The sequence below is a fragment of the Ruegeria lacuscaerulensis genome, from assembly GCF_013034685.1.
Taxonomy (GTDB): domain Bacteria; phylum Pseudomonadota; class Alphaproteobacteria; order Rhodobacterales; family Rhodobacteraceae; genus Ruegeria; species Ruegeria lacuscaerulensis_B.
On the sequence record NZ_WQGO01000017.1, the window covers coordinates 1 to 22,150 of the forward strand.

19 protein-coding genes are annotated in these 22,150 nt (G+C 57.5%); 4 read left to right on the forward strand and 15 right to left on the reverse strand.

Features of this window, described 5'->3' with window-relative positions; genetic code table 11:
- The first annotated feature begins 183 nt into the window (after nt 1-183).
- Nucleotides 184-1,173, forward strand: a complete 990-nt coding sequence (locus GOV80_RS21390; protein WP_170787632.1) for a helix-turn-helix domain-containing protein — start codon at nt 184-186, stop codon at nt 1,171-1,173.
- Between the two features lie 100 nt (nt 1,174-1,273).
- On the opposite strand, the gene GOV80_RS21395 is transcribed toward GOV80_RS21390, so the two are convergent.
- Genes GOV80_RS21395 through GOV80_RS21435 form a run of 9 tightly spaced genes read right to left on the reverse strand, consistent with a single transcriptional unit; the run spans nt 1,274 to nt 10,882 of the window.
- Entirely contained in the window at nt 1,274-1,954 is a 681-nt protein-coding gene (locus tag GOV80_RS21395) for a FadR/GntR family transcriptional regulator (RefSeq protein ID WP_237215984.1), read from the reverse strand.
- Between the two features lie 42 nt (nt 1,955-1,996).
- Nucleotides 1,997-2,830 (reverse strand): sulfite exporter TauE/SafE family protein, encoded by an 834-nt coding sequence (locus GOV80_RS21400; RefSeq protein WP_170775750.1) that lies wholly within the window; start codon nt 2,828-2,830, stop codon nt 1,997-1,999.
- A gap of 3 nt (nt 2,831-2,833) precedes the next feature.
- Nucleotides 2,834-3,583: a DUF1028 domain-containing protein gene (locus GOV80_RS21405; RefSeq protein WP_170787634.1), complete on the reverse strand. Its 750-nt coding sequence runs from the start codon at nt 3,581-3,583 to the stop codon at nt 2,834-2,836.
- A 1-nt stretch (nt 3,584) separates the two neighbouring features.
- On the reverse strand, nt 3,585-5,378 hold the full coding sequence (locus GOV80_RS21410; RefSeq protein WP_170787635.1) for a gamma-glutamyltransferase family protein: 1,794 nt from the start codon (nt 5,376-5,378) through the stop codon (nt 3,585-3,587).
- A 15-nt stretch (nt 5,379-5,393) separates the two neighbouring features.
- A complete protein-coding gene (locus GOV80_RS21415) occupies nt 5,394-6,257 on the reverse strand; it encodes an ABC transporter permease (RefSeq protein WP_237215986.1) in 864 nt (287 codons plus the stop codon).
- A 1-nt stretch (nt 6,258) separates the two neighbouring features.
- Nucleotides 6,259-7,203: an ABC transporter permease gene (locus GOV80_RS21420; protein ID WP_170356484.1), complete on the reverse strand. Its 945-nt coding sequence runs from the start codon at nt 7,201-7,203 to the stop codon at nt 6,259-6,261.
- Nucleotides 7,204-7,263: 60 nt separating this feature from the next.
- A complete protein-coding gene (locus GOV80_RS21425) occupies nt 7,264-8,775 on the reverse strand; it encodes an ABC transporter substrate-binding protein (RefSeq protein ID WP_170787639.1) in 1,512 nt (503 codons plus the stop codon).
- The gene (locus tag GOV80_RS21430) at nt 8,772-9,869 is read right to left on the reverse strand and encodes an ABC transporter ATP-binding protein (protein WP_170787641.1); all 1,098 of its coding nucleotides are present in this window, start codon (nt 9,867-9,869) and stop codon (nt 8,772-8,774) included. The genes GOV80_RS21425 and GOV80_RS21430 overlap by 4 nt, the downstream gene beginning before the upstream one ends.
- Complete coding sequence (locus GOV80_RS21435) at nt 9,857-10,882, reverse strand: ABC transporter ATP-binding protein (protein ID WP_336510188.1); 1,026 nt, start codon at nt 10,880-10,882, stop codon at nt 9,857-9,859. The genes GOV80_RS21430 and GOV80_RS21435 overlap by 13 nt, the downstream gene beginning before the upstream one ends.
- Before the next feature lie 368 nt (nt 10,883-11,250).
- Between GOV80_RS21435 and GOV80_RS21440 the strand changes: the two genes are divergently transcribed.
- The 3 genes from GOV80_RS21440 to GOV80_RS21450 are packed head-to-tail and all read left to right on the forward strand — an operon-like array spanning nt 11,251 to nt 13,669.
- Entirely contained in the window at nt 11,251-12,267 is a 1,017-nt protein-coding gene (locus GOV80_RS21440; protein WP_170787643.1) for a LacI family DNA-binding transcriptional regulator, read from the forward strand.
- Between the two features lie 22 nt (nt 12,268-12,289).
- Nucleotides 12,290-12,667: an ATP-binding cassette domain-containing protein gene (locus GOV80_RS22600; RefSeq protein WP_170787644.1), complete on the forward strand. Its 378-nt coding sequence runs from the start codon at nt 12,290-12,292 to the stop codon at nt 12,665-12,667.
- Between the two features lie 12 nt (nt 12,668-12,679).
- Nucleotides 12,680-13,669: an aldo/keto reductase gene (locus tag GOV80_RS21450; protein WP_170787647.1), complete on the forward strand. Its 990-nt coding sequence runs from the start codon at nt 12,680-12,682 to the stop codon at nt 13,667-13,669.
- Nucleotides 13,670-13,718: 49 nt separating this feature from the next.
- Here the strand turns inward: GOV80_RS21450 and GOV80_RS21455 are convergent, their stop codons facing one another.
- The 6 genes from GOV80_RS21455 to GOV80_RS22770 all read right to left on the reverse strand — a co-directional run bounded on the left by GOV80_RS21455 (nt 13,719) and on the right by GOV80_RS22770 (nt 21,943).
- Entirely contained in the window at nt 13,719-14,744 is a 1,026-nt protein-coding gene (locus GOV80_RS21455) for an adenylate/guanylate cyclase domain-containing protein (RefSeq protein WP_170787649.1), read from the reverse strand.
- Nucleotides 14,737-15,081, reverse strand: coding sequence for an Hpt domain-containing protein (locus tag GOV80_RS21460; RefSeq protein WP_170787651.1), 345 nt, complete (start codon nt 15,079-15,081; stop codon nt 14,737-14,739). The genes GOV80_RS21455 and GOV80_RS21460 overlap by 8 nt, the downstream gene beginning before the upstream one ends.
- 3 nt (nt 15,082-15,084) lie before the next feature.
- Nucleotides 15,085-20,955 (reverse strand): GAF domain-containing protein, encoded by a 5,871-nt coding sequence (locus GOV80_RS21465; protein WP_170787653.1) that lies wholly within the window; start codon nt 20,953-20,955, stop codon nt 15,085-15,087.
- A gap of 501 nt (nt 20,956-21,456) precedes the next feature.
- Nucleotides 21,457-21,594 carry a hypothetical protein gene (locus tag GOV80_RS21470; RefSeq protein ID WP_170775773.1) on the reverse strand — a complete coding sequence of 46 codons (138 nt, stop codon included), beginning with the start codon at nt 21,592-21,594 and terminating at the stop codon, nt 21,457-21,459.
- Between the two features lie 12 nt (nt 21,595-21,606).
- The gene (locus GOV80_RS21475; RefSeq protein ID WP_214648091.1) at nt 21,607-21,834 is read right to left on the reverse strand and encodes a gamma-glutamyltransferase; all 228 of its coding nucleotides are present in this window, start codon (nt 21,832-21,834) and stop codon (nt 21,607-21,609) included.
- On the reverse strand, nt 21,779-21,943 hold the full coding sequence (locus tag GOV80_RS22770; protein WP_419555668.1) for a gamma-glutamyltransferase: 165 nt from the start codon (nt 21,941-21,943) through the stop codon (nt 21,779-21,781). The genes GOV80_RS21475 and GOV80_RS22770 overlap by 56 nt, the downstream gene beginning before the upstream one ends.
- Nucleotides 21,944-22,150: the final 207 nt, after the last annotated feature.

Here is a 22,150-nt window from a genome sequence, read left to right on the forward strand (position 1 = left end):
AATACTGGTCCCCCGTCAACCGCGTCGACAACGCATACGGAGACCGAAACCTCGTTTGCACATGTCCGCCAATGGACGCATACGCGGAAGCGGCGGAATAAAAAGAAAACCCCCGCCCAGCGGGGGAAACACCATCCAAGGAGCACCTTTTCTGAGCTTACAAAACCAGACTTGGTAAATCTGATGAAACACTACGTTGTTCATAAAGATCAGGCGAATAGGGACGCAGTGCAGCCAATGGCAAAACGCGTTCGAAACATCGAAGTTGTTCTGCAACACCCTGAGGATAAAGCGACCGTAGAACCGATTATGTCGTTCTACAGGGCTTTGAACAGGTTGATCGAGGCGCACTCCTATGTCGTCAACCTACGCATTCTTGCTGAAGACAAAGTTGGCGAGCCCCTTTGTTGGACTGGTCGCTCTGTCATCTTCTGGGGCGATCACGAGCAGACTTGGCATCCTATTGGATCAGAACGGCTTTGGGTAGCTCAGGTCTTGAACCTTGCGCCTCGGACAATGCTTGTCGGAGGGGCTGTGATGCTGTTGATGCTGGCGGGCGGTTCTGGTCGCAAGCTGGGTGCGGTCCATCCGGGTTTCCAAGCCGGTGCGGCAGAGCAAGGGTTGGAAAGCTGCGGAACATCAACCCATCTTTCTGCGACGGGGCGCCTGCATAGTGCCAATAGCCGGATCAGTTCTCTCAGGTTACTGGCCCGCTTCGTGTCGATTGATCATGGCGAACATATAGCGGATGTATTGCGCAAATATATCGGGTTGGAAGAACCGACGCGGGGGGGCGAAAGTCAGGTTGTAAATCGGCTGGTGCGTCGCTCTGGCGGGGACGAATTGGTTATTCATACGCTGAAAACCATGCTGGAGACGATCGAGGACCCGCTGAGTATTTCCGATTTGTCAAAAGTCGTTGGAACATCGACACGTCAGTTGCAGCGACGGTATCTGTGCAAAACGGGTACTAAGCTTTTGGACACCTATAAAGAACTTAGATTGGAGCGGGTGCACTGTCTTTTGAGACATACCGACTTGCCGTTTTCGGAAGTTGCCATTGCCACGGGATTTTCGTCGCGGGTGGCAATGTCTCGGGCTTTCTTCAAGCACTACAGGTCAAAGCCGGAAGACAGTCGAAAGCAGCGGTATCTCGGTAGTTTGGATATTTGAGCCTGCGGCAGAGGGTCGTTTTGCATTGAACGCCTTGCCAGAATTTTTTGTGGCTTGGAAGCAGGGCGCTTTGGAATTGCCAGGCGCTGATGCTCTCTTTTCAATCCGAGTGAAGATCGGTCAGGTGCTGCGTTAGCCCATAAGTCCTTTCGCGCAACATGGCGTTGGAAACGGACAGCAGATGTGACTGCATAACTTCCGCTGCGCCCTGACTGTCACGCGCGGCAATCGTGCTGAACAATTGTTCATGCTGTTCGCCCAGACGCACCAGTGTCGAGGCGGAATATTGCGTCGCGCGCTGCCGGGTCCACTCCGATTGTTTTCGAACCGCGCGGATTGAATCGTAGACCGTCAGAAACAGCGGATTATGCGCAAGTTCCGCGATCTTGTAGTGAAATACATCGTCGGCGACCCCATAGGCCTGAGTATCCGCCGCATCCAGCGTGGCCTGCATCAGTTGCTCGAGCGTGCGCAGTTCTTTGGTAGAGGCCCGTTGCGCCGCCAGAGCCGCAAGAGCGGGTTCGATCTCTAGCCGCACTTCCATCACGTCGCGCGGCATCACTTTGGCTGCCACAGCCCGGAACGGGCTGGCACCCACCGCGGGCGGTGGTGACACAAAGGTTCCCTGACCGTGGCGGCGAAATACAGTGCCGTCTTCTTCAAGCTGATCCAGTATTCGACGCATCCGGGCGCGGGTCACGTTCAATGCCTCGGCCAGCGCCCGCTCTGGCAGCAGCTTGCCGTTCTTCAGGAAATCACCTGTTTCGATTCCCGCCCGCAAGGTTGTAGTCAGTTCGATATCTGTTGGACAATTTCCCAAAGGTCAGAACGCTCCGATCAGGTCATAGAACATGCGCAAGGACGTAAGCATCAGGAAGGCGCCAAAGGCAAGACGCAATGCACGTTGCGAGATCGTGTGAGCGATGCGTACGCCGACATGGGCAAAGCTGGTCGTCAGCGGGATGATCAGCACTGCCGCGATCAAGTTGACATAGCCAAGCGAGAAGGGCGGTAGCCCCGTTTGCCCCAGCCCTGTCGCCGCATAGATCAACGCGCCGGGCAGGCCGATGACGAAGCCGATGGCAGCTGATGTGCCGACAGCGCGGCGGATGTCATAGCCCAAAAAGTTCAGTACGGGCACGCAGACCGTGCCGCCACCGATGCCCATCATTGCCGAAATCGCCCCGGCAAATACGCCGGTTGCAGCCCAAACACGGGGCGAAAAGCTGCGGGGCGGGCCGTCATTGCCGGGCTTGCGAAAGATCATGTCCAGCGCGACCACAGCCGCCACCGTGGCAAAAACGGCAACCAGAATATAGCCGCTGACCACACCGCCCAATATTCCGCCGATCACCACGCCGACCAGAATGGCCGGGGCCCAGCGTTTCAGCAGGGCCATATCCAGCGCGCCGCGCTTGTAATGCCCCCAGCTTGAGGACAGTGCTGTGAACACAATGGTGGCTAGCGATGTTCCAACCGCCACTTGCATGGTCAGTGCAGGATCGCTGCCGGTCAATGACAATGCGAAATACAGGGCAGGGACGATGACGATCCCTCCGCCAACCCCCAGCAATCCGGCCAGAATACCGCCGAACACGCCAGCGGCTGCGGCAATCGCGATCAGGGTCGCCAGGGTTGAAACGTCAATCCCGCCCATGTATCACGCCGGATCAGTGGCCAGAGAACGACTGATGCGCCCTTCGGCCTGCCGCTGGGCCTCGGCCTCGGCGATCGCTGCGTCCAGCGCGGTCCGGTCCGGATTGCCCGAGAAGTTATGTTCGCTCGGCATCGCCTCGGCGAAATGCAGGTACCGTTCACTGGCGACATCATAAAGCCGTCGCAATTCGGCCAGCGGATCGGAATGGTCGTCGCTACGCAGATCCAACCAGGAATGGGTCTGACCGCGATTGATGACCAAACCTGCGGCCTGTTTGCCGCGCTTGTCGCCGCCTGCACGCTCGCCCGCCTCCATCGCGGCCATCAGCCGTTCAGGGAAGGGCAGGGCGGTTTCAGCGGCATAGGTTTCAAAGGTCGCGTCTACCACTTCGGGTCCCGCCAGCATATTACCCGCGACCGAGTGCATCTGCCCGATCCGATGCCCGGCCCAGTCAACGCAGGCCGATCCTGTATAGGCGGCGAAATTGCCATGCGCGTCCATAAGATGGGCCTGTCGCGCGTCTCGGCCGGTGTCGCGGGCGACCAGATCATCTAATACCAATTGCGCGGCCTCTCCAGCCTCAAGTCGCCGCAACCCCTCGGTGCCCCAAACCGGGTTCGAGAAAGCTTGCGAAGCGATGGCGCTGTGCGGTCCTACATTTGGAACTCGTGCGCCACAGGCGAAGAAGCGGCTGGCCACGATCAGGCCGATGGCGCCGGTTTCAGGGTCTTTTGCAATCAGAGAATAGGTCATGTCACCGTCCCACCGCATAAGCTTGCATCAATCGTGGCGTCGCCGCCGCGCGCAGAGTTCCGTCCTTTTCCCGCAGGGCTGCCGTCAGGCGACCCACAGTCCAAGGCTCAGCAACCGAGACCTTGTGCCCGCGTGCGCGCAAGTCCTCGATCGCGGTTTCGCCGAATGTGGCCTCGATCATCATCTCGCCGGGGGCCGTGGCGCGGGGGTAGAAGGACCCCTGGAAATGCATCGAGTGAAACAGCGGCGCGTCCATGCATTCCTGCAATCCCAACCCGAAATGTACGAAGCGCAGGAACCAGATCAGCTGCCATTGATCCTGCTGGTCGCCGCCGGGCGTGCCAAAGACCAGTTGCACGCCGTCCTTTTCCGCCAGGCTTGGCGTCAGCGTCGTGCGCGGCCTGCGCCCCGGTGCCAGCGAGGTCGGCAGCCCCGGTTCCAGCCAGAACATCTGCGCCCGACTGTTCAGCGGGAAGCCAAGCCCTGGAATGACCGGAGAGCTTTGCAGCCATCCCCCCGAGGGTGTGGCCGCAACCATGTTGCCCCAGCGGTCGATTACGTCCAGATGCACGGTGTCGCCGCGTTTTTCGGACAGGTGCGACATGGTCGGTTCTCCAGCGCTGGCGCCGGTTCTGGCCGAGAAATCTCGTTCGGCGCGAGCGATGTAGGCATCGGCCAGATGTTCAAAGCCGGGCACCCGGCCGGGGCGTTGATCTTGCGAGGCATCCGGGGTGATCAACGCGCGGCGCTCGGCGGCGTATTCGTCGCTGAGCAGGTAGCCCATCGGGATATCACTGTGGTCGGGATCGCCATAATAGGCCTCGCGATCCGCATAGGCGAGCTTCATCGCCTCGATTACTGTATGTACGAACTCTGCCCCGTTGGGGTCCATCGACCCAAGGTCGATCCCCTTGAGTATCGCCAGCGCTTGCAACAGAACCGGACCCTGGCTCCAGGCTTGGGTCTTGTGCACGGTCCAGCCGTGATAGTCATAGGTCAGCGTGTCTTCATACGAGGCCCGCCAGTCGGCCATATCCGCGCGCGCCATCACGCCGGAATTGCGCTGGCCCGAGACATCCATTACCGAAGCCTCGGCCAGATAGTCGAAGATGCGGTCGGCAACGAACCCTTCGCGCCACGCCCGACGGGCAGCGTCGATCTGATCCGTGCGGTCGTCATGCGCGGCTTCGGCATCGGCTACAAGACGTTCATAGGTTGCGGCCAAAGCCGGGTTGGCGAAGTTACTGTGCGGTTCGGGTGCTTTGCCATCGGGCATCCATGTCTCTGCCGAACTGGTCCATTCGTCTTTGAAAAAATCGGCCAGCCCGTCAATAGTATGGGCCACGCGCGGCAAGACAGGGTGGCCGTCGCGCGCATAGTCGATGGCGGGTTGCACCACGTCCCGCAGGGGCAGTACGCCATGGTCACGCAGCATCAGCATCCAGCCGTCGAAGGCGCCGGGGATGACCGTGGCCAACAGGCCCGAGCCGGGGATCAGGTTCAGCCCCAACCCCGTGTAATGTTCAATCGTGGCCGCGGCGGGGGCGGGACCCTGAGCGCACAATACTTCGGTCTTGCCGGTTTTGGCCGAGTGGAAAATAGCGGGCATGTCGCCTGCGGGGCCATTCAAATGAGGCTCGACCACTTGCAGGGTCAGCGCGGTGGCAACGGCGGCGTCAAACGCATTGCCGCCCTTTTCCAGAATGCCAAAGCCCACAGCCGAGGCGATCCAATGAGTCGAGGTGACGACGCCAAAGGTGCCTCGGATCTCGGGGCGGGTGGTAAATTCAGTCATTCCTAGTCTCCGAAATCAATGTTCGCGCGGGTCCAGCGCATCGCGCAGCCCGTCACCCAGAAGGTTGAACCCCAGCACCACAAGGAAGATTGCGACGCCTGGCCACATGGCCATCCACGGGGCCTGATTGAGGAAGTTTTTCGCCGTGTTCAGCATCGAGCCCCAGCTAGGCGCAGGTGGCTGCTGCCCAAGGCCAAGGAAGGACAATGACGCCTCGGCAATGATGGCGGTGGCGATGGTCAGTGTGGCCTGCACCAGAACCGGCGGAAGCACGTTGGGGAAAATGTAGCGGCTGAGGATTTTCGAGGTCGGCAAGCCGATGGCGCGGGCTGAGGTGACGTAGTCCTCGGCCCGGACCGATAGCACTTGCCCACGGGTCAGGCGTATGAAGACAGGGGTCGCAGAAAGGCCAATGGCGATCATCGCGTTGGTCAGGGACGGCCCCAAAAACGCCGCCAGAGCGATGGCGAGGATCAGGAAGGGCGCGGCCAAAAGGGCCTCAGTGCAGCGAGAGATGATGGCGTCGATCCAGCCGCCAAAATAGCCTGCGACAATGCCAAGTGGAACGCCCAGCAGCACCGCAATCCCAACCGAGACAACACCTGCCAGCAGCGACGCCTGCGCGCCCCAGATCATGCGGGACAGTACGTCTCGGCCAATTTCATCGGTGCCGAATGGATGCGCAGCGGTAGGCGGTTTGCGCACGGCACCCCAGTCGGTGGCTGCCGGGTCGGGCACCGGCAAGATCGGGGCCAAAAGGGCGATCAGCACGAAGAACGTGACCAGAAAACCGCCCAGCATGGCGCTTTTATGTGTGCGGAATTTCTTCCAGACCCGATTTTCCGGGCGGCGCGAGAGGATGGGATCAGCTAGGGCCATTTCACGCATTCCTCAGACGGGGGTTCAGCAGCACATAGGCCACGTCAGCCAGCAGATTCATCACGATGAACCCCACGGCTGTGACCAGCACGATGCCTTGCACCACAGCGTAATCGCGGTTGAACACAGCATCGACGACCATCTTGCCGAAACCGGGGATGGTAAAGATTTGCTCGGTCAGAACCGCGCCTGCAATCAGCTCTCCAAACAGCAGGGCTGTCAGGGTCACAATCGGGGTCAGCGCGTTGCGAAAGGCATGTTTCAGCACCACGCGGCGCTCGTACAGACCCTTGGCGCGCGCGGTGCGGACATAGTCGGATTTCAGCACGCCCAGCATCGCCGATCGGGTATGTCGCATCAGCGTCGCGGCCAGCGCGGTTCCCAACACAAAGGCAGGCATCAGCATGGTGGTGATGGATTTCACCGGGTCCTCGGACAGGGGTACATAGCCAGAGGCTGGCAGCAGGTTCAGTTTCACGGAAACCAGCAGGATCAGCATGATCCCCAACCAGAAATTCGGAATGGAGAGCCCGGACAGTGCCACGATATTGGCAATGTAGTCTGTAATAGTGCCTTTCTTGACCGCCGACAGAATGCCCGCCGGTATCCCGATCACCAGCGCAAACAGGATCGCCATGATGGCAAGCTGGATCGTAACCGGCAGCTTTTCCGCAATCAGCTCGGTCACGGGCTGATTGGTGCGCAGCGAAATGCCCAGATCCCCCTGCAATGCATTCCCGACCCATGTCAGATATTGCACTGGAATGGGGTCGTTCAGACGATATTTCTCGCGCAGGAATTCCAGCACTTCGGGGTCACGTTCCTCGCCTGCCATGGCCAGCACAGGGTCGCCGGGCAACAGCTTTTGCAGGCTGAACACGAAGATCGAGATCAGCAGGATCGTGGGGATCGCAATCAGGATGCGACGCAGAATGAAAGACAGCATAACAGGGGCTTTCGGATAAAATACCCGCCCGGCTGGAGGACCGGGCGGGCCGTGAGTGGCTTATTTCTCCAGTTTCACGCCTTCCAACCGGATCATCCCATCCGGATAGGGGGTAAAGCCCGAGAGGCCATCATCAAGTGCCCAGATCCATGTCTGGTGATACAGGTACACGATGGGCATATCCTGGGCCAGAATGTCCCGTGCAGCGTCATAATCCGCCTTTCGCACATCAAAATCGGTCGAGGCGCGGGCGTTGTTCAGCATCTCGTCCACTTTCGGGTCCGAGTAATGGCTGTCATTGATGCCGCCTCCGGTGGTCATGAACTGGTGGATATTGCCATCCGGGTCCACGCGGCCCGACCACCCGATCTGGCTGGCCTGATAGTCACCGGCACTTTGATCGGCCAGCAGGGTGGCAAATTCCTTGGACGTGATCTCGATTCTGATCCCGGCTTCGGCCGCCATGGCCTGCACGACCTGCATCAGTTGTAGCGGAACGGTGGTGTTGGGAACCTGAACCTCAAGGTCGATCCCGTCGGGGAAGCCCGCCTCGGCCAGCAGGGCCTTTGCTTTTTCCACGTCACGCGCGGGCACCGGGTGATCGGCGTCATACCATGGAGACGTGGGCGGGAAGGGCTGGTTGCCCGGCGCAAACGCACCTTCGAACACAACCTGGTTGATCGCATCGCGGTCCAGCGCATAGCTGAGCGCCTGACGCAGACGTTTGTCATTGCCCCACGGGTTGTCGCCCTTGTCACCATTATTCACATTGATGGTAATGCCCTGATATCCAAGCGAAACAGCGCGTTCAACGTTGATCCCGCCATCACCTTCAGCCTGCGCGAGGTCAGTCGCGGCCAGACGTTCCAGCATGTCGATGTCACCCGATTGCAGGTTGGCCAGACGGACGGTTGTGTCCGGAATGGGCAGGAAGGTGACGCTATCGAAATGGATTTCACCCGCGTTCCAGTAGTCAGGGAACCGCTCGAGCGCGATACGATCCTGAGCGACACGTTCCTTGAACTTGAACGGGCCCGAGCAGACTGGGTTCAGACCAAAATCCGCCCCTGCCGCCTTGGCTGCCGTTGGAGAAACCATCATGCCTGAGCGGTCGGCAAATTGCGCCAGCAGGGTCGCGTCGGGCGCGGCCATATTGAAACGGACGGTATAGTCATCGACCACATCGACACCGGTCACGGACTTCAGCTCGGACTTACGACGCGATTCCTCAAGGTTCTGCGACCGGTCGATATTGTCGGCCACGGCCTGTGCGTTGAACGGCGTGCCGTCATGGAACACCACGCCTTCGCGCAGGGTCATGGTCAGGGCTTTGCCGTCCTCGCTCCATTCCCAGCCGGTGGCCAGTTGCGGGATCAGCTCAAGGTCAGGGGTGATGTCGACCAGCTTATCACACATCGAGGCATAGACGATGCGGCCAACAAATGTGCGCGACTGATCGGGGTCCAACACATCTGCGTCGGATTGCAGAGCGATGCGCAGGTCGGCGGCTTGCGCGCTGAGCGCGGTTGCACCGAGCAGTCCGGCCAACAGACCGGTTTTCAAGACATTCATGGTGTTTCCTCTCTGTTTTCGGCAGAAGCCGGGGGCGTTTGGACAGCCGCGCGATACAGCGCGAACCGCTCTTCTGCTCCGGCGCTGCGGCGTCGGGGCGGGGCCGGTTTTCCGGCCTCTGGTATGGTTTTCCAATGATGGCAGGCGACGTGATGGCCCCTGCCTGCGTCCTCCAGAACTGGGGGTGTCGTCCGGCAATTGTCCTGCGCAAAGGGGCAGCGGGTATGAAACCGGCACCCTACCGGTGGCGCAGACGGACTGGGTGTTTCCCCGTTCAGCGCCATGTGATCACGTTCACGCCCTGGCTCGGGTTCCGGGATCGCGGATAGCAGTGCGTGCGTATAGGGGTGGCGCGGTTCCTCGAACACCTGATCGGCGGGGCCGGTTTCAACTACCTGCCCCAAATACATCACAGCGATGCGGTCGCTCATATGCCGGATAACGGCCAGATCATGAGCGATAATGACCAGCGTTAGATCCAGATCCTCTTTTAGATCGTTCAGCAGATTTACCACCTGCGCCTGTACCGACACATCCAAAGCCGAGACCGGTTCATCCCCGATCAGCAGCCGGGGACCCGAGGCCAGCGCACGGGCAATTCCGATCCGCTGGCGCTGGCCACCCGAGAATTCGTGCGGATAGCGGTTGGCGTGATCTGGAAGTAACCCGACCTGCGCCAACAGCGCGGCAACCTTTTGGCGACGCGCGCCCTCATCAAGCTCGGGCGCGTGCACTTCTAACGGTTCGCCGACCAATTTGCCCACCGTCATTCGGGGGTTCAGGGACGAGAACGGGTCCTGAAACACGAATTGCATCTGTTGGCGCAGCGGGGCCATGTCACGGCGGGGCAGGTCCTGAACCTCTTGCCCGTCAAACAGAACCTGACCCGAGGTTGGCCGATCCAGCCGCATCAACAGCCGCGCAAGCGTTGACTTACCGCAACCGGATTCTCCGACGATGGCAAAGGTTTCGCCCTTATGCACCGACAGAGAAACACCATCGACCGCGCGCACTTTGGTTTTGCGCTCGAACAGGCCGGTGCCGAGTGTGAAATGACGGGTGAGGTTTCGTGCCTCAAGGATTACATCGCGCATCTGACCCCCTTGAGCTGCTCCAGCGGGGCATAGTGGCAAGCCACTGCGTGGTTTTCCCCGACATCAGACAGCACTGGACGATCGGCGCAATCCTCGGTCGCAAAGGGGCAGCGCGTGCGAAAGCGGCAACCCTGCGGCATGTCCGCCAGCGCAGGCACGGTGCCGGGCACAGTGATCAACCTGTCGCGAGATCCGCTCATGCGCGGGACCGAGCTCATGAGGCCAATGGTGTAGGGGTGTTGCGGATCATCGAACACTGCATCTACCGGGCCGCATTCGACGATCTGTCCGCCATACATCACTGCCACATTCGTTGCGATTTCAGCGACAACGCCCAGATCATGGGTAATGAACACCGCGCCCATTCCTGTTTCAGCCTGAAGTTCCCGGATCAGGTCAAGGATCTGGGCCTGAATGGTGACGTCCAGAGCCGTGGTCGGCTCATCCGCGATCAGCAGCGACGGGTTGTTGATCAGCGCCATCGCAATCATCACGCGCTGCCGCATTCCACCTGAAAGCTGGTGGGGGTATTCGTTCAACCGCTGTTCCGGGGCCGGAATGCCAACGCGCCGCAGCATGGTCAGTGCGCTTTCATCGGCCTCTGCACGTGTGCAGTTGCGGTGATGCAGGACCGCTTCGGTGATTTGATCTCCTATCTTGAAGGCGGGGTTAAGCGAGGTCATCGGCTCTTGAAAGATCATCGCCATCCGGTCGCCCCGCGTAGCGGCGTCCAGTTGCTGCGTCCGCAGGTCGTATCTGCGGCCTTCGAATTCTAGTTCACCCGAAGGGATTTCGATCACATCGAGCTGCAACAACCCCATCAGCGCCATGGCGGTCACCGATTTCCCGCAGCCGGATTCGCCCACGATACACAGTGTATCGCCTGCTGAGACGGTCAGGTTCAATCCGTCTACGGCGGTGGCGGTTTGGCCACGAAAAGACAGGCTGAAGTCCGAAAGCTTCAGGATGGCATCTCTTTTTTCAGGCTCAATATTGGGTTTTGAGCTGGGCACGAGTGGAACCTTTATAGCAACCTATGCGCAATTGGTTGCATTGCGGCAAAATGTTTGTCAACGGATGATTGAGGTTTTTTGATCGTGCAGAGGTTGTTTTGAGGAAACTGCCCGATTTGTAGACATCGCTTTTCGGCGCGGTCTTGAACACCTTTATACAGCAACTGAGTTGGTGATTTTGGCTACTGCTTTGAACATACGGCCGAAATGTTCTTTCTCTGCGACGTGCCAGTGCACATGCCTAGGAAGCAAGCGGATGAGCGTCGAGCTGAGGGTCGAATGGATTCCAAATTCCTCGCCAAAACCCGATTGAAACATTTCAAAATAGCTTGAAACGTTTTAAATGGTGATTCTCGCAAGGTGGAAAAATGAAAAAGCCGACGATTGTTGACATAGCGAAACGTGCTTCGGTTTCGGTCGGGACCGCATCGAACGTGATGAACCGGCGTCCTGTGGTTTCGAAAGCGCTTGTCGAAAGGGTCGAAGCCGCAGCAGCCGAGCTTGGCTACAACCGCAATACGTTGGCCGCCAGCCTGCGCAGCAGCAGAACCGGGGTTATCGCATTGGTTGTGCCCAATATCGAAAACGCATTTTTCTCGGAAGTATTGCAAGAAATCGAGAACCTTGCGCTGGATAGCGAGAAAAGCGTCATGTTTATGACGACAGGCGAGGACGAGGCGCGAACGCGCCGACACTTGCAAGCAATAATTTCCCGGCGTGTGGATGGGCTGATCATTGTGCCTGCCTTCGACTACCAGCCCGCTTTGGCGGAACTTGAGCGATACGGTATTCCGATCGTTGTTGCCGATAGGATTTCACAAAAAAACCCATTTCCCTCAGTCTCTGTCGATCACAAGGCAGCCGGCGAAATGGCAGGCCGGCATCTATTGGAGATTGGCGCACGCGATGTCGTGTATTTCGGGCACAGCCGTCCCGATTACTGGATTCTGAAACAGCGAAAAGATGGGTTTAGTGCCGCTCTGGCCAACCAGCCTGAGCAGGTATCGGTCAGGTCGTTCAGCCTGTCTTTGGACGTTTTTGTAGGCAAAGAACAGGCGCTGACAGCATTGAAGGCCCTGGATAAGCCACCGCAGGCGATTTTTGCGGCCTCGAACCTTGCGTCGAAAAGTGTATTGCCTGCGCTTCAGGCCAAAGGGTGGTCCATTCCGGGTGATACACGCTTTTTGGCGATGGATGACTTCGAGGCGCTGACCATGATGCAGCCGGGCATCTCTGTGATCAGCCAGCCTTCGGCCCAGATCGCCAGTCAGGCCTGGCAGAAGCTGATGCATTTGATTGATGGGGAAGAGGCGGGCGAAAACGCTCTGTTGCAGCCAGAGTTGATTGTTCGTGGTTCAACACCCGTCATAGCCGCAAGTGCGTGACAATGGCCGCGGGGGTAAAGACATGACCCAATCAGGCTCGACCCTGGCCGAGAACATCTTTGCCGACGGGATGCCTCGGAAACGCTTCGGCTTTGTGGATTGCGCTGCAGCCGAAGCACAAGCGGCGGTGCTGTTGGGACCATTGGGATTTACGGGCGATCCGCGCACACCGATGGCGCGGTTGAGCACCGGTGACAGGCAACGAGTTGAGATCGCACGCGCCCTTCATTGTAACCCGCGTGTGCTGATATTTGACGAAGCCACCACTTCGCTGTCGCGCAGCGAACGCGAACGCCTGTTCAACGTGGCTAAGTCGATCCGCAACGGCCGAAAAGACAGGGCGAAGACCATGGCAATTCAATGCCGTCGGGCAAAAAAAACTGGTACGATGTTTACTTGAAGGAAAATGAAGATGGATAAACGGCGGGTGGGTCGGACTGACCTCGTAGTTGATGTTTTGGGCCTCGGTGGCGCTCCACTGGGTGGAAATTTTGTGGACCTTGGCTATGGTCAGGCTGCCGAATTGATCCAGGCCGCGAAGGATGCAGGGATCGGGTTTTTTGACACAGCGCCGTGGTATGGTTTTGGTCGGTCCGAGCGAGTCATGGGGGATTTGCTGCGCGGCACTGACTACATCCTGTCTAACAAGGTCGGGCGTCTTCTGGTTCCCGGAAGCGTCGAAAATCCGATGAATTTTGGAATGATCGACCCGCTGCCGTTCCACGTCATCTATGATTACAGCTACGATGGGGTCATGCGCAGTTTCGAAGACAGTCTCCAACGTCTCGGACTGGACCGCATAGATATTCTTTTGGCTCATGATATCGGAGTATTCACCCACGGCGATGAGAACACGCGCCATTTCAAAGATTTGGCTGAGGGTGGGTACCGTGCAATGGACGAGCTGCGTCGCGCGGGCAAGGTTAAGGCAATCGGACTAGGTGTGAACGAAAATCAAGTCTGCATGGATGCACTGGGCATCGGCAACTGGGATGTTTTCCTATTGGCCGGTCGTTACACTTTGCTGGAACAGACGCCATTATCGACGTTGTTCCCCGCCTGCGCCGAGGCCGGGACATCAATAATCTGCGGTGGCCCGTTCAACTCGGGCATTCTTGTCGGAAGAGAGATGTGGAACTACGCCAAAGCGCCCGAGGATGTGGTCGCCAAAGCAAGAGCTTTGCAAGAGGTTGCTGATGAATTCGCGGTGCCTCTGGCTGCTGCAGCCCTGCAATTTCCCCTTGGTCACGACATAGTCACGTCAGTGATCCCAGGGCCGCGGGACAAGTCAGAACTGGAACAGATCATTGAATGGTTCAACGCGGACATTCCAAACGATTTCTGGCTTACGCTGAAATCGAAAGGTCTGCTGGATGATCAAGCGCCGGTTTCACAGTCTTAACCACTCTTTGACGACGCCGCGAATGTTGCCACCACGGCTGCACCCATAGTCAAAGCGCATGGATGTCAAAGGGTTCTGAAAAGCCTTTGATTGTGGTGTTGCCGTAGGTTTCCAGCACGGGTGTCCCGTTCAAAAGATCGCAGGTTTCCTGATCAACCAATATCCGACTGCCAGTCTTCTGGGTCTCCGATTCAAGGCGCGCGGCGAGGTTTACGGTTGACCCGATACATGTGTAAGTCGCGCGATTGTCTGTTCCGGCATAGCCAGCGACAACTTCGCCGGTCGCAATCCCTACACCGATTTTCAGGTCGCTTTTCCCTTCGGCCTGCCGTTCGAGATTGAGAACCTCGATCATACTGTGCATTTCCTGCCCAGCGGTCACCGCACTTTGGGCCGAGTTCGGCAACGGTTGCGGCACCCCGAATAAGGCCATCAAACCGTCGCCCAACATCAGGCTGACAATCCCACCATTGCTGGACACGGCTTCGAACATCAAAGTGTAGAAGGTGTTGAGCAGATCAATCGTTTCTTCAGGGGCCAGATCTTCCGACAATTTCGTAAAGCTGCGAATATCGCAGAACAACACAGATGCATTCGCGCGTTTTCCGCCGATGGCAAAACCGGATTCCTGCAAATCCTGCGCTACTTCGGTTGTGGCAAACCGTTCAAGCAGGCGTTTTTGTTCGTCGCGCAGCCTTTTCTTTTCAAGCCCGCTGGACACCCGCGCCCCAAGCAGGGTCTTGTTGACCGGTTTGGGCAGGTAATCTTCCGCGCCCAGTTCGATACAGCGCACGACATTGTCCAAACCTTCGACCGATGACGTCACAATCACGGGCAGATCGCGTAGTTCGGTATTTGACTTGATCGCCTCTAGAACCTGAAACCCATCCATTTCAGGCATTTCGATGTCCAATAGCACCAGGTCAAAGGATTGACGGGACAGCATCTCCATGGCGACCCGGCCGTTTTCCGCAACTGTGGCGTGATGTCCCAAAAGCTCGACATTGCGGGACAACAAAAGCCGATTGACCTTGTTGTCGTCGACGATCAGCAACTGGCCGGGGGTTTCAGTCATCAATCAGGCTCCGAAGGGCTGTGCCCGCTTTTGTCAGAGCGGCCTCCAACTGTGTCGCATCGGACAGATCATCGGCTGCGGGAAGCGCCCCGAGTTCCATCTTCTTTGCCAGCTCTGCCAGTGCCGTTGCGCCAAATGTATGCGCATTGGACTTGATCGAATGGGCCGCGCGGCGATAGCCGTCTGCGTCTGATGCAGCAAGGGCGTCTTTCAGGTCGCCGATCATTCCGGGGGCTTCCTCAAGGAACGTATTTACAAGTTCGGCCGCAAAATCCTCTCCTGTGGCGTCTTTCAGCTCTGTGAATATCTGGTGGTCTAGTATCGGTTTGTCTGACATGGATCACCTTTTCGAGCTGGGAACATTTAGCAGTGCTTCGACCAGAACCGGGACGCGGATGGGTTTGGTGATGTAGTCGTCCATTCCGGCGTCCAAACACATCTCGCGGTCGCCCTGCATGGCGTTTGCGGTCATGGCGATGATGCGCGGGCGGTTTTTGTCGGGAAAGCCCTGAATGATACGGCGCGAGGCTTCCAGCCCGTCCATCTCGGGCATTTGGACATCCATGAGAACCACGTCGTAGGTCTGCCTGATCACACTGTCGACCGCCTCGACCCCGTTGCTGGCCAAATCAGCGCGATACCCCATCTGTTCAAGCAGGCGGAGCGCCAGCTTCTGGTTTACCAGATTGTCCTCGGCCAACAGGATGCGAAGCGGATGTCGTTTTGCCATATCCGGGTCGGATTGCGGTTTGTTCGAGGATTTCGTTGGTATCTTGCGTGTCTGTTCTGTTGCAAACAGCGTGACCAACGTGTCGAACAGATGGGATTGACGCAATGGTTTGGACAGGTTTGCGGTAAACAGTCCGTCTTCGATATCCATGTCGCGCGGGCCAAGAGAGCTGAACAGGGTCAAAGGCAGATCGGGTTGTGACTTGCGTATCTTTTGGGCCAGTTCTTCGCCGTCCATCTCCGGCATATGCATGTCCAAGATTGCCAGATCAAACTGATCCTCGGTTGCCAACAGTTTCAGGGCCTCTGACGGGCTGCTGGACACTGTCGTGCGGGCACCCCATTTTTCGGTCTGCAACAACAGAATTTTGCGGTTGGTGGCATTGTCATCCACCATCAGAATGCGCTTACCTTCAAGTTCGGGCTGGATACCGACCAGATTGCGCTCTGATGATTTCACCGGCTTTGCAGGCTTGACCCGGATCGTGAAGACGAAGGTCGACCCATGCCCTTCGCCTTTGCTTTCCGCTTGCATGGTGCCGCCCATAAGCTCGGCCAGTCGTTTGGAGATTGCAAGACCAAGACCCGTACCGCCGTATTTCCGGGTCGTCGAACTGTCGGCCTGACTAAAAGACTGAAACAGGCGGCTCATACCTTTTTCAGACAGTCCTATGCCCGTGTCCCTTACCCTGAACGTGAGCTCGATATCGTCCTGCGTAATGGCAGAGCGTTCAACGGACAAAACGACCTCGCCACGTTCCGTAAACTTCACGGCGTTGGACAATAGGTTCAACAATATTTGCCTGAGACGGGTCAGGTCCGTGCTGATCGCTGGTGGTAACTGATCGTCGAATTCATACGCCAGATCCAGCTGCTTTTCGGCTGCTTTGCCACTGATCAAGTCAAGTGCACTTTCGATACATTCCCGAAGGTCGAATGGATGGGCTTCGATATCCATCTGTCCCGCTTCGATTTTCGAGAAATCGAGGATTTCGTTGATGATCCCTAGCAACGCGTCACCGCTGTCGCGGATCGTATTGGCATAATCCCATTGCTCGGTATCCAATTCGGTGTCCATCAACAGCCCGCTCATGCCGATGACCGCGTTCATCGGTGTTCGAATTTCGTGGGACATCGTTGCCAGGAAAGCGCTTTTGGCTTCATTTGCCTCTTCTGCAGCCTTCCGGGATTCTTCGGCCTCACGGAACAGGCGCACATTTTCAAGCGCGATGATCGCCTGATCGGCGAAGGATTCAGCGATGGCAACTTCGTCGTCCCGAAAGGCGCGGGACGATTTGCGAATAAAGACCAGATTGCCGAAACAATCCTTGCCGCGCATCAGCGGCACCATGAAAAAGGCTTTGAACCCCTGTTGCTGCACAATCTTAGTGTCACGAGGGGACAATTCACCAAATCGGGATTCGTCAAAAAGAAGAGTTTCGCCGCTTTGGATGGCACGCGAGGGCAGGCTATCCTCGGGGTCAATTGGGAGACGCTCGGTCCAAGTGATTTCTTCAAGACCTTTGGGGGTTGCGGCTGCGACTTGCCAGTAGTGAGTTTTGTCCGCCTGCATGGCGATCGACAAGTCGCAATCTATCAAAGAGGTCGCCAGCGTTACGATTTTCTCGAAAACCGGTTTGGTGTCGGTGGGCGATTCAGAAATAACCCGCAGCACGTCCGCGCTGGCGGTTTGACGTGCAAGGGCGGTCTGCGTATCGTTGAAAAGTTGCGAATTCTGAATTGCGATAATCGCCTGTGACGCGAAAGTTTCCATTTGTTTGATTTGCTTTTGGTCAAAGGCGGCGGGCTTGCGACTTCCCATGCTGATAACACCTATCGTGACGCCATCACGTATCAGAGGGACAGACAGAACGGATCGGTACCCTTCAAGATGCGAGATGAGAACCGGGTCGTAATTTGCGTCGGCCTGAGTGTCTTCCACATAGTCGGCGCGCCCATGCAACAGGGCGCGCGCAGTGGCTGATTTTGAGCCAGGCTCGAACGGGTGCGCTTTCAGGAATTCAGCGAAAGAGGCTGAAACATTGTGCCCGGCGAAGTAGTGGAATTTACCGTCTTCGGGCTTTTTCAGCGCCACGAATGCATCCTGAAGGCGGCAGATGCGGGAGGAAACTGCCAACAACGATTGCAGAACCGGTTCCAGATCGTCGGGGGACCGGGAAATAACCTCCAGCACTTCACTGGAGGCTTTTTGATATTCCAGCGACTCTTCAACCTCGGCAGTGCGGGCCTGCACCTCTTCGAAAAGCCGGGTGTTGTTGATAGCGATCAGAGCCTGTGCGGCGAAGGTTTCCAACAGGTTTATCTGCTTTTCGTTGAAGGCCCCGACCTGCCTGTGCGCCATGACGATAACGCCAAGTGTCAGCCCATCCTTGACCAACGGAACCCCCAACGTGGTCAGATAATCGCCGATCTGCGCCGCCTCTTTCCAAGTGTATGATGGATCATTGCGCGTATCTTCGATGTAAACCGTCTTGCCATGCAATGCTGTGCGCCCGATGCACGAGCCTTCTTCGGGCGCGATGGGGTTTTCCGAAAGAAACGCAAGAAAGGCGTCACTGACGTTTCGGGACATGACCACGCGGTACAGCCCGTCCTCTGGGTCCCGCATGGCAAAATACGCGTATTCCGGGTCGCAAATCCGCGATGACACCTCCAAAATCGCGTCTAGAACCGGCGGCAAATCGTTGGGCGAGCGTGAAATGACATCCAGAACTTCGGAGGTTGCGGTCTGGTATTCCAGCGATAGCTCGACTTCGGCGGTGCGTTCTTTGACTTCGCGGAACAGGTTGGCATTGGTGATGGCAATCGTGGCCTGATCGGCGAAGGTTTCCAGCAGCTTGATCTGTTTTTCGGAAAATCCGTCCACCTCGCGCGAACCCACTGAAATCACACCCACAACTGCGCCGCTTTTTACCAATGGGACGCCCAGTACCGAACGATATTCACCAACGCCGCTTTCCTCCATCCAAGTGTAGGTTGGATCGGCCTGAACATCTTCGATGTAGATTGTGCGTTTCGACAGGATGGCACGCCCGGTGACACCACTGTCATTTGGGGAAATAGGGTGAGCCGATACATAGTCCGCGAAAGTGGTATCCTTGGTCCGTATCGCGTGAACATGAAAAAGCAGATCGTCGGGGTTCAGCATCGCCACATAGGCGTCTTGCAATTCGCAGATACGCGATGCTTCTTCCAGAATGGCGTCCAAGACCGGGGACAATTCGTTTGGCGAGGCCGAGATGACCCGAAGCACTTCCGAAGTCGAAGTCTGGTATTCCAACGCCTGCGTGACCTCTGCCGTTCGATCTTGCACCTCGCGGAACTGGCGTACATTTTCCATCGCAATGACGGCTTGCGCCGCAAAGGTCTGAACCAATGCGACGTCGTCGTCTGAAAAAGGTGCAACTTCGCGCCGATAGAGGACAATCACCCCTAGCCCGACCCCGTTCTTCATCAGCGGGACCGCTAGTACCGAACGGGCGCCCTCGATTTCGACCATCTGTACCCGACGAGGGTCGCGATCCCGAAAGTAAAGCGGGTCCGAGGCGATATCGTCCTGCCGGATTACCTTGCCGTCGATCATTGGACGGATCGCAATCAGTTCGGTTCGTGTCAGAGGTTCAACAAAGTGTTTAAGGGCGTTGTCAAAATCCTCGGTCGCGCCGATGTTGGCCGGGATTGTCGCAAGCTGTTGGTCCTGATCGGCCACGCATAGAAAGGCGAGCGGTGCTTTGCACAAGCGGCTGGAATTTTCGAGGATGCTGCGGAAAACAGGGTAGTCGTCGTCGCGGCTGCGGCTGATAACTTCCAAGATTTCGCGGGATGCTCCCTCTCGCTCCAGCCGTTCCTGCACTTCACAAAACTGGCGGGTGTTTTCGATGGCGATCACCGCATGTTTGGCGAATTCTTCGATGAAGTGCACATCCGAGTCAGAAAACGGGCGCACTTCACGGCGACTGACCGCAATTGCTCCGATCGCCTGTTCCCCCTGCATCAGTGGAACCGCAACGCGCGACCTGATCCCTTCAACGTCGACCATCTCGACGGCGGTCGGATTGCCCGAGCGGTAGTAGTCGGTATCGGCAATATCGTCGATGCATACGACTTTGCCGGATCGAATTGCGGTTGCAGCTGTAACAGAGCCGTCAAGCGGCCATTCCTGCCCAAGTTCAACCTCGGTTTGTTCATGACCCCATGCCGCCGCCAGACGCGCATGTGTTCGGCCTGAATTCACAAGAACAAGCGCCGCCTGATCGGCACCGCACACCTCGGTGGCTTGCTGCAAGACCGTTTCAAAAACGCGCGCATCGTCATCCCGGCTCTTGCTGATGACACTTAACACTTTCTGTGTCGCAGTTTGCCGTTCAAGCTGTGTGTGCAGTTCGGTCAGTTGGCGTGTGTTGTCGATAGCGATGACGGCTTGGGCCGCGAAACCCTCAACCAACGAGATCTCGTCCGGGGTAAAGGGGCGCACTTCGCGTCGGTAAATACCGATGACGCCTACGGGCGCGCCATCGGCTGACATCAGCGGCACCGTCAGAAACGATCGGACACCTTCTTCATCCACAAGCTGGCGCCGCCAGGGATCGCCATTGATGTAGTGGTCGGTCAGCCGCAGATCGACATTGTGAATAACCCGCGCTTCGCGGACGGATTGCGCGATTTGCAGATTGGAATCCAAAGACCAGCGATCAACACCGACCTGATAGGTTGCCAACTGATCCCCGAAATGAGCGGCGTATTCCAGGTAGGTTCCCGCCTTGTTCAGAAGGCTCAATGTCGCCACGTCCGTTTCACATAGTCGGGCCGTGTTTTCGAGGATGGTCTGGAAAACGGGTGCCTCGTCATCCCTGGACTGGCTTATGACCTCAAGAACTTCGCGCGCGGCCCCCTCGCGTGCCAAACGGGTCTGCAACTCGCGAAATTGGCGGACGTTTTCGATTGCGACTACCGCCTGCGTCGCAAAGGTTTCGATCAGTTCGACCTGATCGTCGGAATAGGCGCGCACCTCATCGCGGGCCAGCATCAGGCATCCGATCGCGGCACCATCCAGTTTGAGCGGAACAAGCAATATGCTGCGGCACCCATGGGTGTCGACAACAAGCTTGAAACGTGCGTCACCCGCTTTGTGAAAATCGGTGTCGCCCATGTCCAGAACATGTTGTGTTTGACCGCTGAGGATGGTGTCGGCGACAAGAGAATTGCCAGGCTCCATCGTGTATTTTCCGTCCAGCCAGAGCTGCTGGATGTCCGGGTGCAGATTGACGCTGGCAACCAGTCGTTGGAGGGCGTCTTCTTTGCGCCCCAGAACCAGACCGGCGAAAACAGCGTCGCACAGATCTTTAGCCAAAGTCACGATCAGATCGCAGACGGGCTGCACATCATCCTTAGCTTCCGAGATCGCCCGCATAACCTGCGAGGTCGCCTCGAACCGTGCTTGCTGGTCATCTACGCCGAGCATCGCATTTTGCCCAGGCCGTGATGCTGAATTCTCGGCTGTCCCTGATGTCCTTTTCTTACCCACCTGTGCTTAAGCTCCCAGGCAAACCAATGAAGTACACTAAGCCGGATTTTAGAGAGCGTAGGCTAGAAGTCACTGAGTTTCTTTGCCCATTGCGCCAATGGCAACTTTGCACCTGAGTTGATTGGGCCCAGACGCCTGTTTGGAAAGGAATGAAACCTCTGGTCCAGCTTGGCCGCTGGTCAGGTTTGCAGCGGATACGCTTGTTGGTGTTATGGCCTCTAAGCTCTCATTCGTTTTGGCAAAGCTTCCTGCCCCTGCGCAGCAGAGTCCAACCACCAAGCGTTATGGCGAGAAAGGTACTTTGAACAAGCCTCGCGACTAGCTTAGGACATGTTCAATACCATTTAGCTGAGCGTTCCCGTCCGACGGATCAGGTCGATCTGCGGTTTGCCGGGTCTGGCCACCTCGGCTGCGGTCGGCACCGCCGGTCAACAGGCCCTACTTGATCAGGATCGCATGCAGGCCCGAGTTCAGGTCACCTGTCTTGACCTCATGGCCTGTGGCGGTCAGCGCCTCTACGAATTCAGCCGCTTCGGTTTCCTGCTCCATATCCATGCCGGAGCCGTTGCGATGCACGAAGTGGCTAGTCTAGATCGCGTCCTGCGGGTCCATGTCCCAGTCAAGGATCGCGATGATTGTGTTAGCCACACAGTTGATGACGCGGCTGCCACCGGGTAAGCCGATCAGTAGGTAAAGCTTGCCATCTTTCATCACGATGGTCGACTGGAACAACGAGGACCAGTCTTTTTTGCCGTACAGGTTATCGGTCACTTCCATCAGGCGCAGAATGCCCGGCGTTTTTTTGGCGCGCGTCAAAGGTGATCAGCGTCTCTGGTTCGGCGTCCCAATACAGCACGTACGCACCGCCACCAATGCCGGACAATTGCGGCTGGACCAGGTTTAGCATCAGCTGAACGGCGGTCATCGCGTCTGAAGGCGGTGCCGCCTGCGGCAAGAACAGCACCGGTTCTTAGAAACGTCTGCATCATCAGGTGCTCTCCCGGGAGATGATTGACGGTTGATCTCTTGTGCTGCGATTGGGGCGTTTCTGTTTGATCTAGACAGCCGCAGAGGCCGAGCGCACGACGTAGACTGAGACTTCTGAGTGTCTGACGACGCGTGCTGCGTTTGG

Coding starts and splice junctions, on each gene's coding strand:
- GOV80_RS21430 (WP_170787641.1), bottom strand. CDS start 9,869: ATGCGCGATGTAATCCTTGAGGCACGAAACCTCACCCGTCATTTCACA.
- GOV80_RS21425 (WP_170787639.1), bottom strand. CDS start 8,775: ATGAATGTCTTGAAAACCGGTCTGTTGGCCGGACTGCTCGGTGCAACC.
- GOV80_RS21455 (WP_170787649.1), bottom strand. CDS start 14,744: ATGACTGAAACCCCCGGCCAGTTGCTGATCGTCGACGACAACAAGGTC.
- GOV80_RS21390 (WP_170787632.1), top strand. CDS start 184: ATGAAACACTACGTTGTTCATAAAGATCAGGCGAATAGGGACGCAGTG.
- GOV80_RS21405 (WP_170787634.1), bottom strand. CDS start 3,583: ATGACCTATTCTCTGATTGCAAAAGACCCTGAAACCGGCGCCATCGGC.
- GOV80_RS22770 (WP_419555668.1), bottom strand. CDS start 21,943: ATGACCGCCGTTCAGCTGATGCTAAACCTGGTCCAGCCGCAATTGTCC.
- GOV80_RS21420 (WP_170356484.1), bottom strand. CDS start 7,203: ATGCTGTCTTTCATTCTGCGTCGCATCCTGATTGCGATCCCCACGATC.
- GOV80_RS21415 (WP_237215986.1), bottom strand. CDS start 6,257: ATGGCCCTAGCTGATCCCATCCTCTCGCGCCGCCCGGAAAATCGGGTC.
- GOV80_RS21465 (WP_170787653.1), bottom strand. CDS start 20,955: ATGCTCGGCGTAGATGACCAGCAAGCACGGTTCGAGGCGACCTCGCAG.
- GOV80_RS21450 (WP_170787647.1), top strand. CDS start 12,680: ATGGATAAACGGCGGGTGGGTCGGACTGACCTCGTAGTTGATGTTTTG.
- GOV80_RS22600 (WP_170787644.1), top strand. CDS start 12,290: ATGACCCAATCAGGCTCGACCCTGGCCGAGAACATCTTTGCCGACGGG.
- GOV80_RS21440 (WP_170787643.1), top strand. CDS start 11,251: ATGAAAAAGCCGACGATTGTTGACATAGCGAAACGTGCTTCGGTTTCG.
- GOV80_RS21410 (WP_170787635.1), bottom strand. CDS start 5,378: ATGACTGAATTTACCACCCGCCCCGAGATCCGAGGCACCTTTGGCGTC.
- GOV80_RS21400 (WP_170775750.1), bottom strand. CDS start 2,830: ATGGGCGGGATTGACGTTTCAACCCTGGCGACCCTGATCGCGATTGCC.
- GOV80_RS21460 (WP_170787651.1), bottom strand. CDS start 15,081: ATGTCAGACAAACCGATACTAGACCACCAGATATTCACAGAGCTGAAA.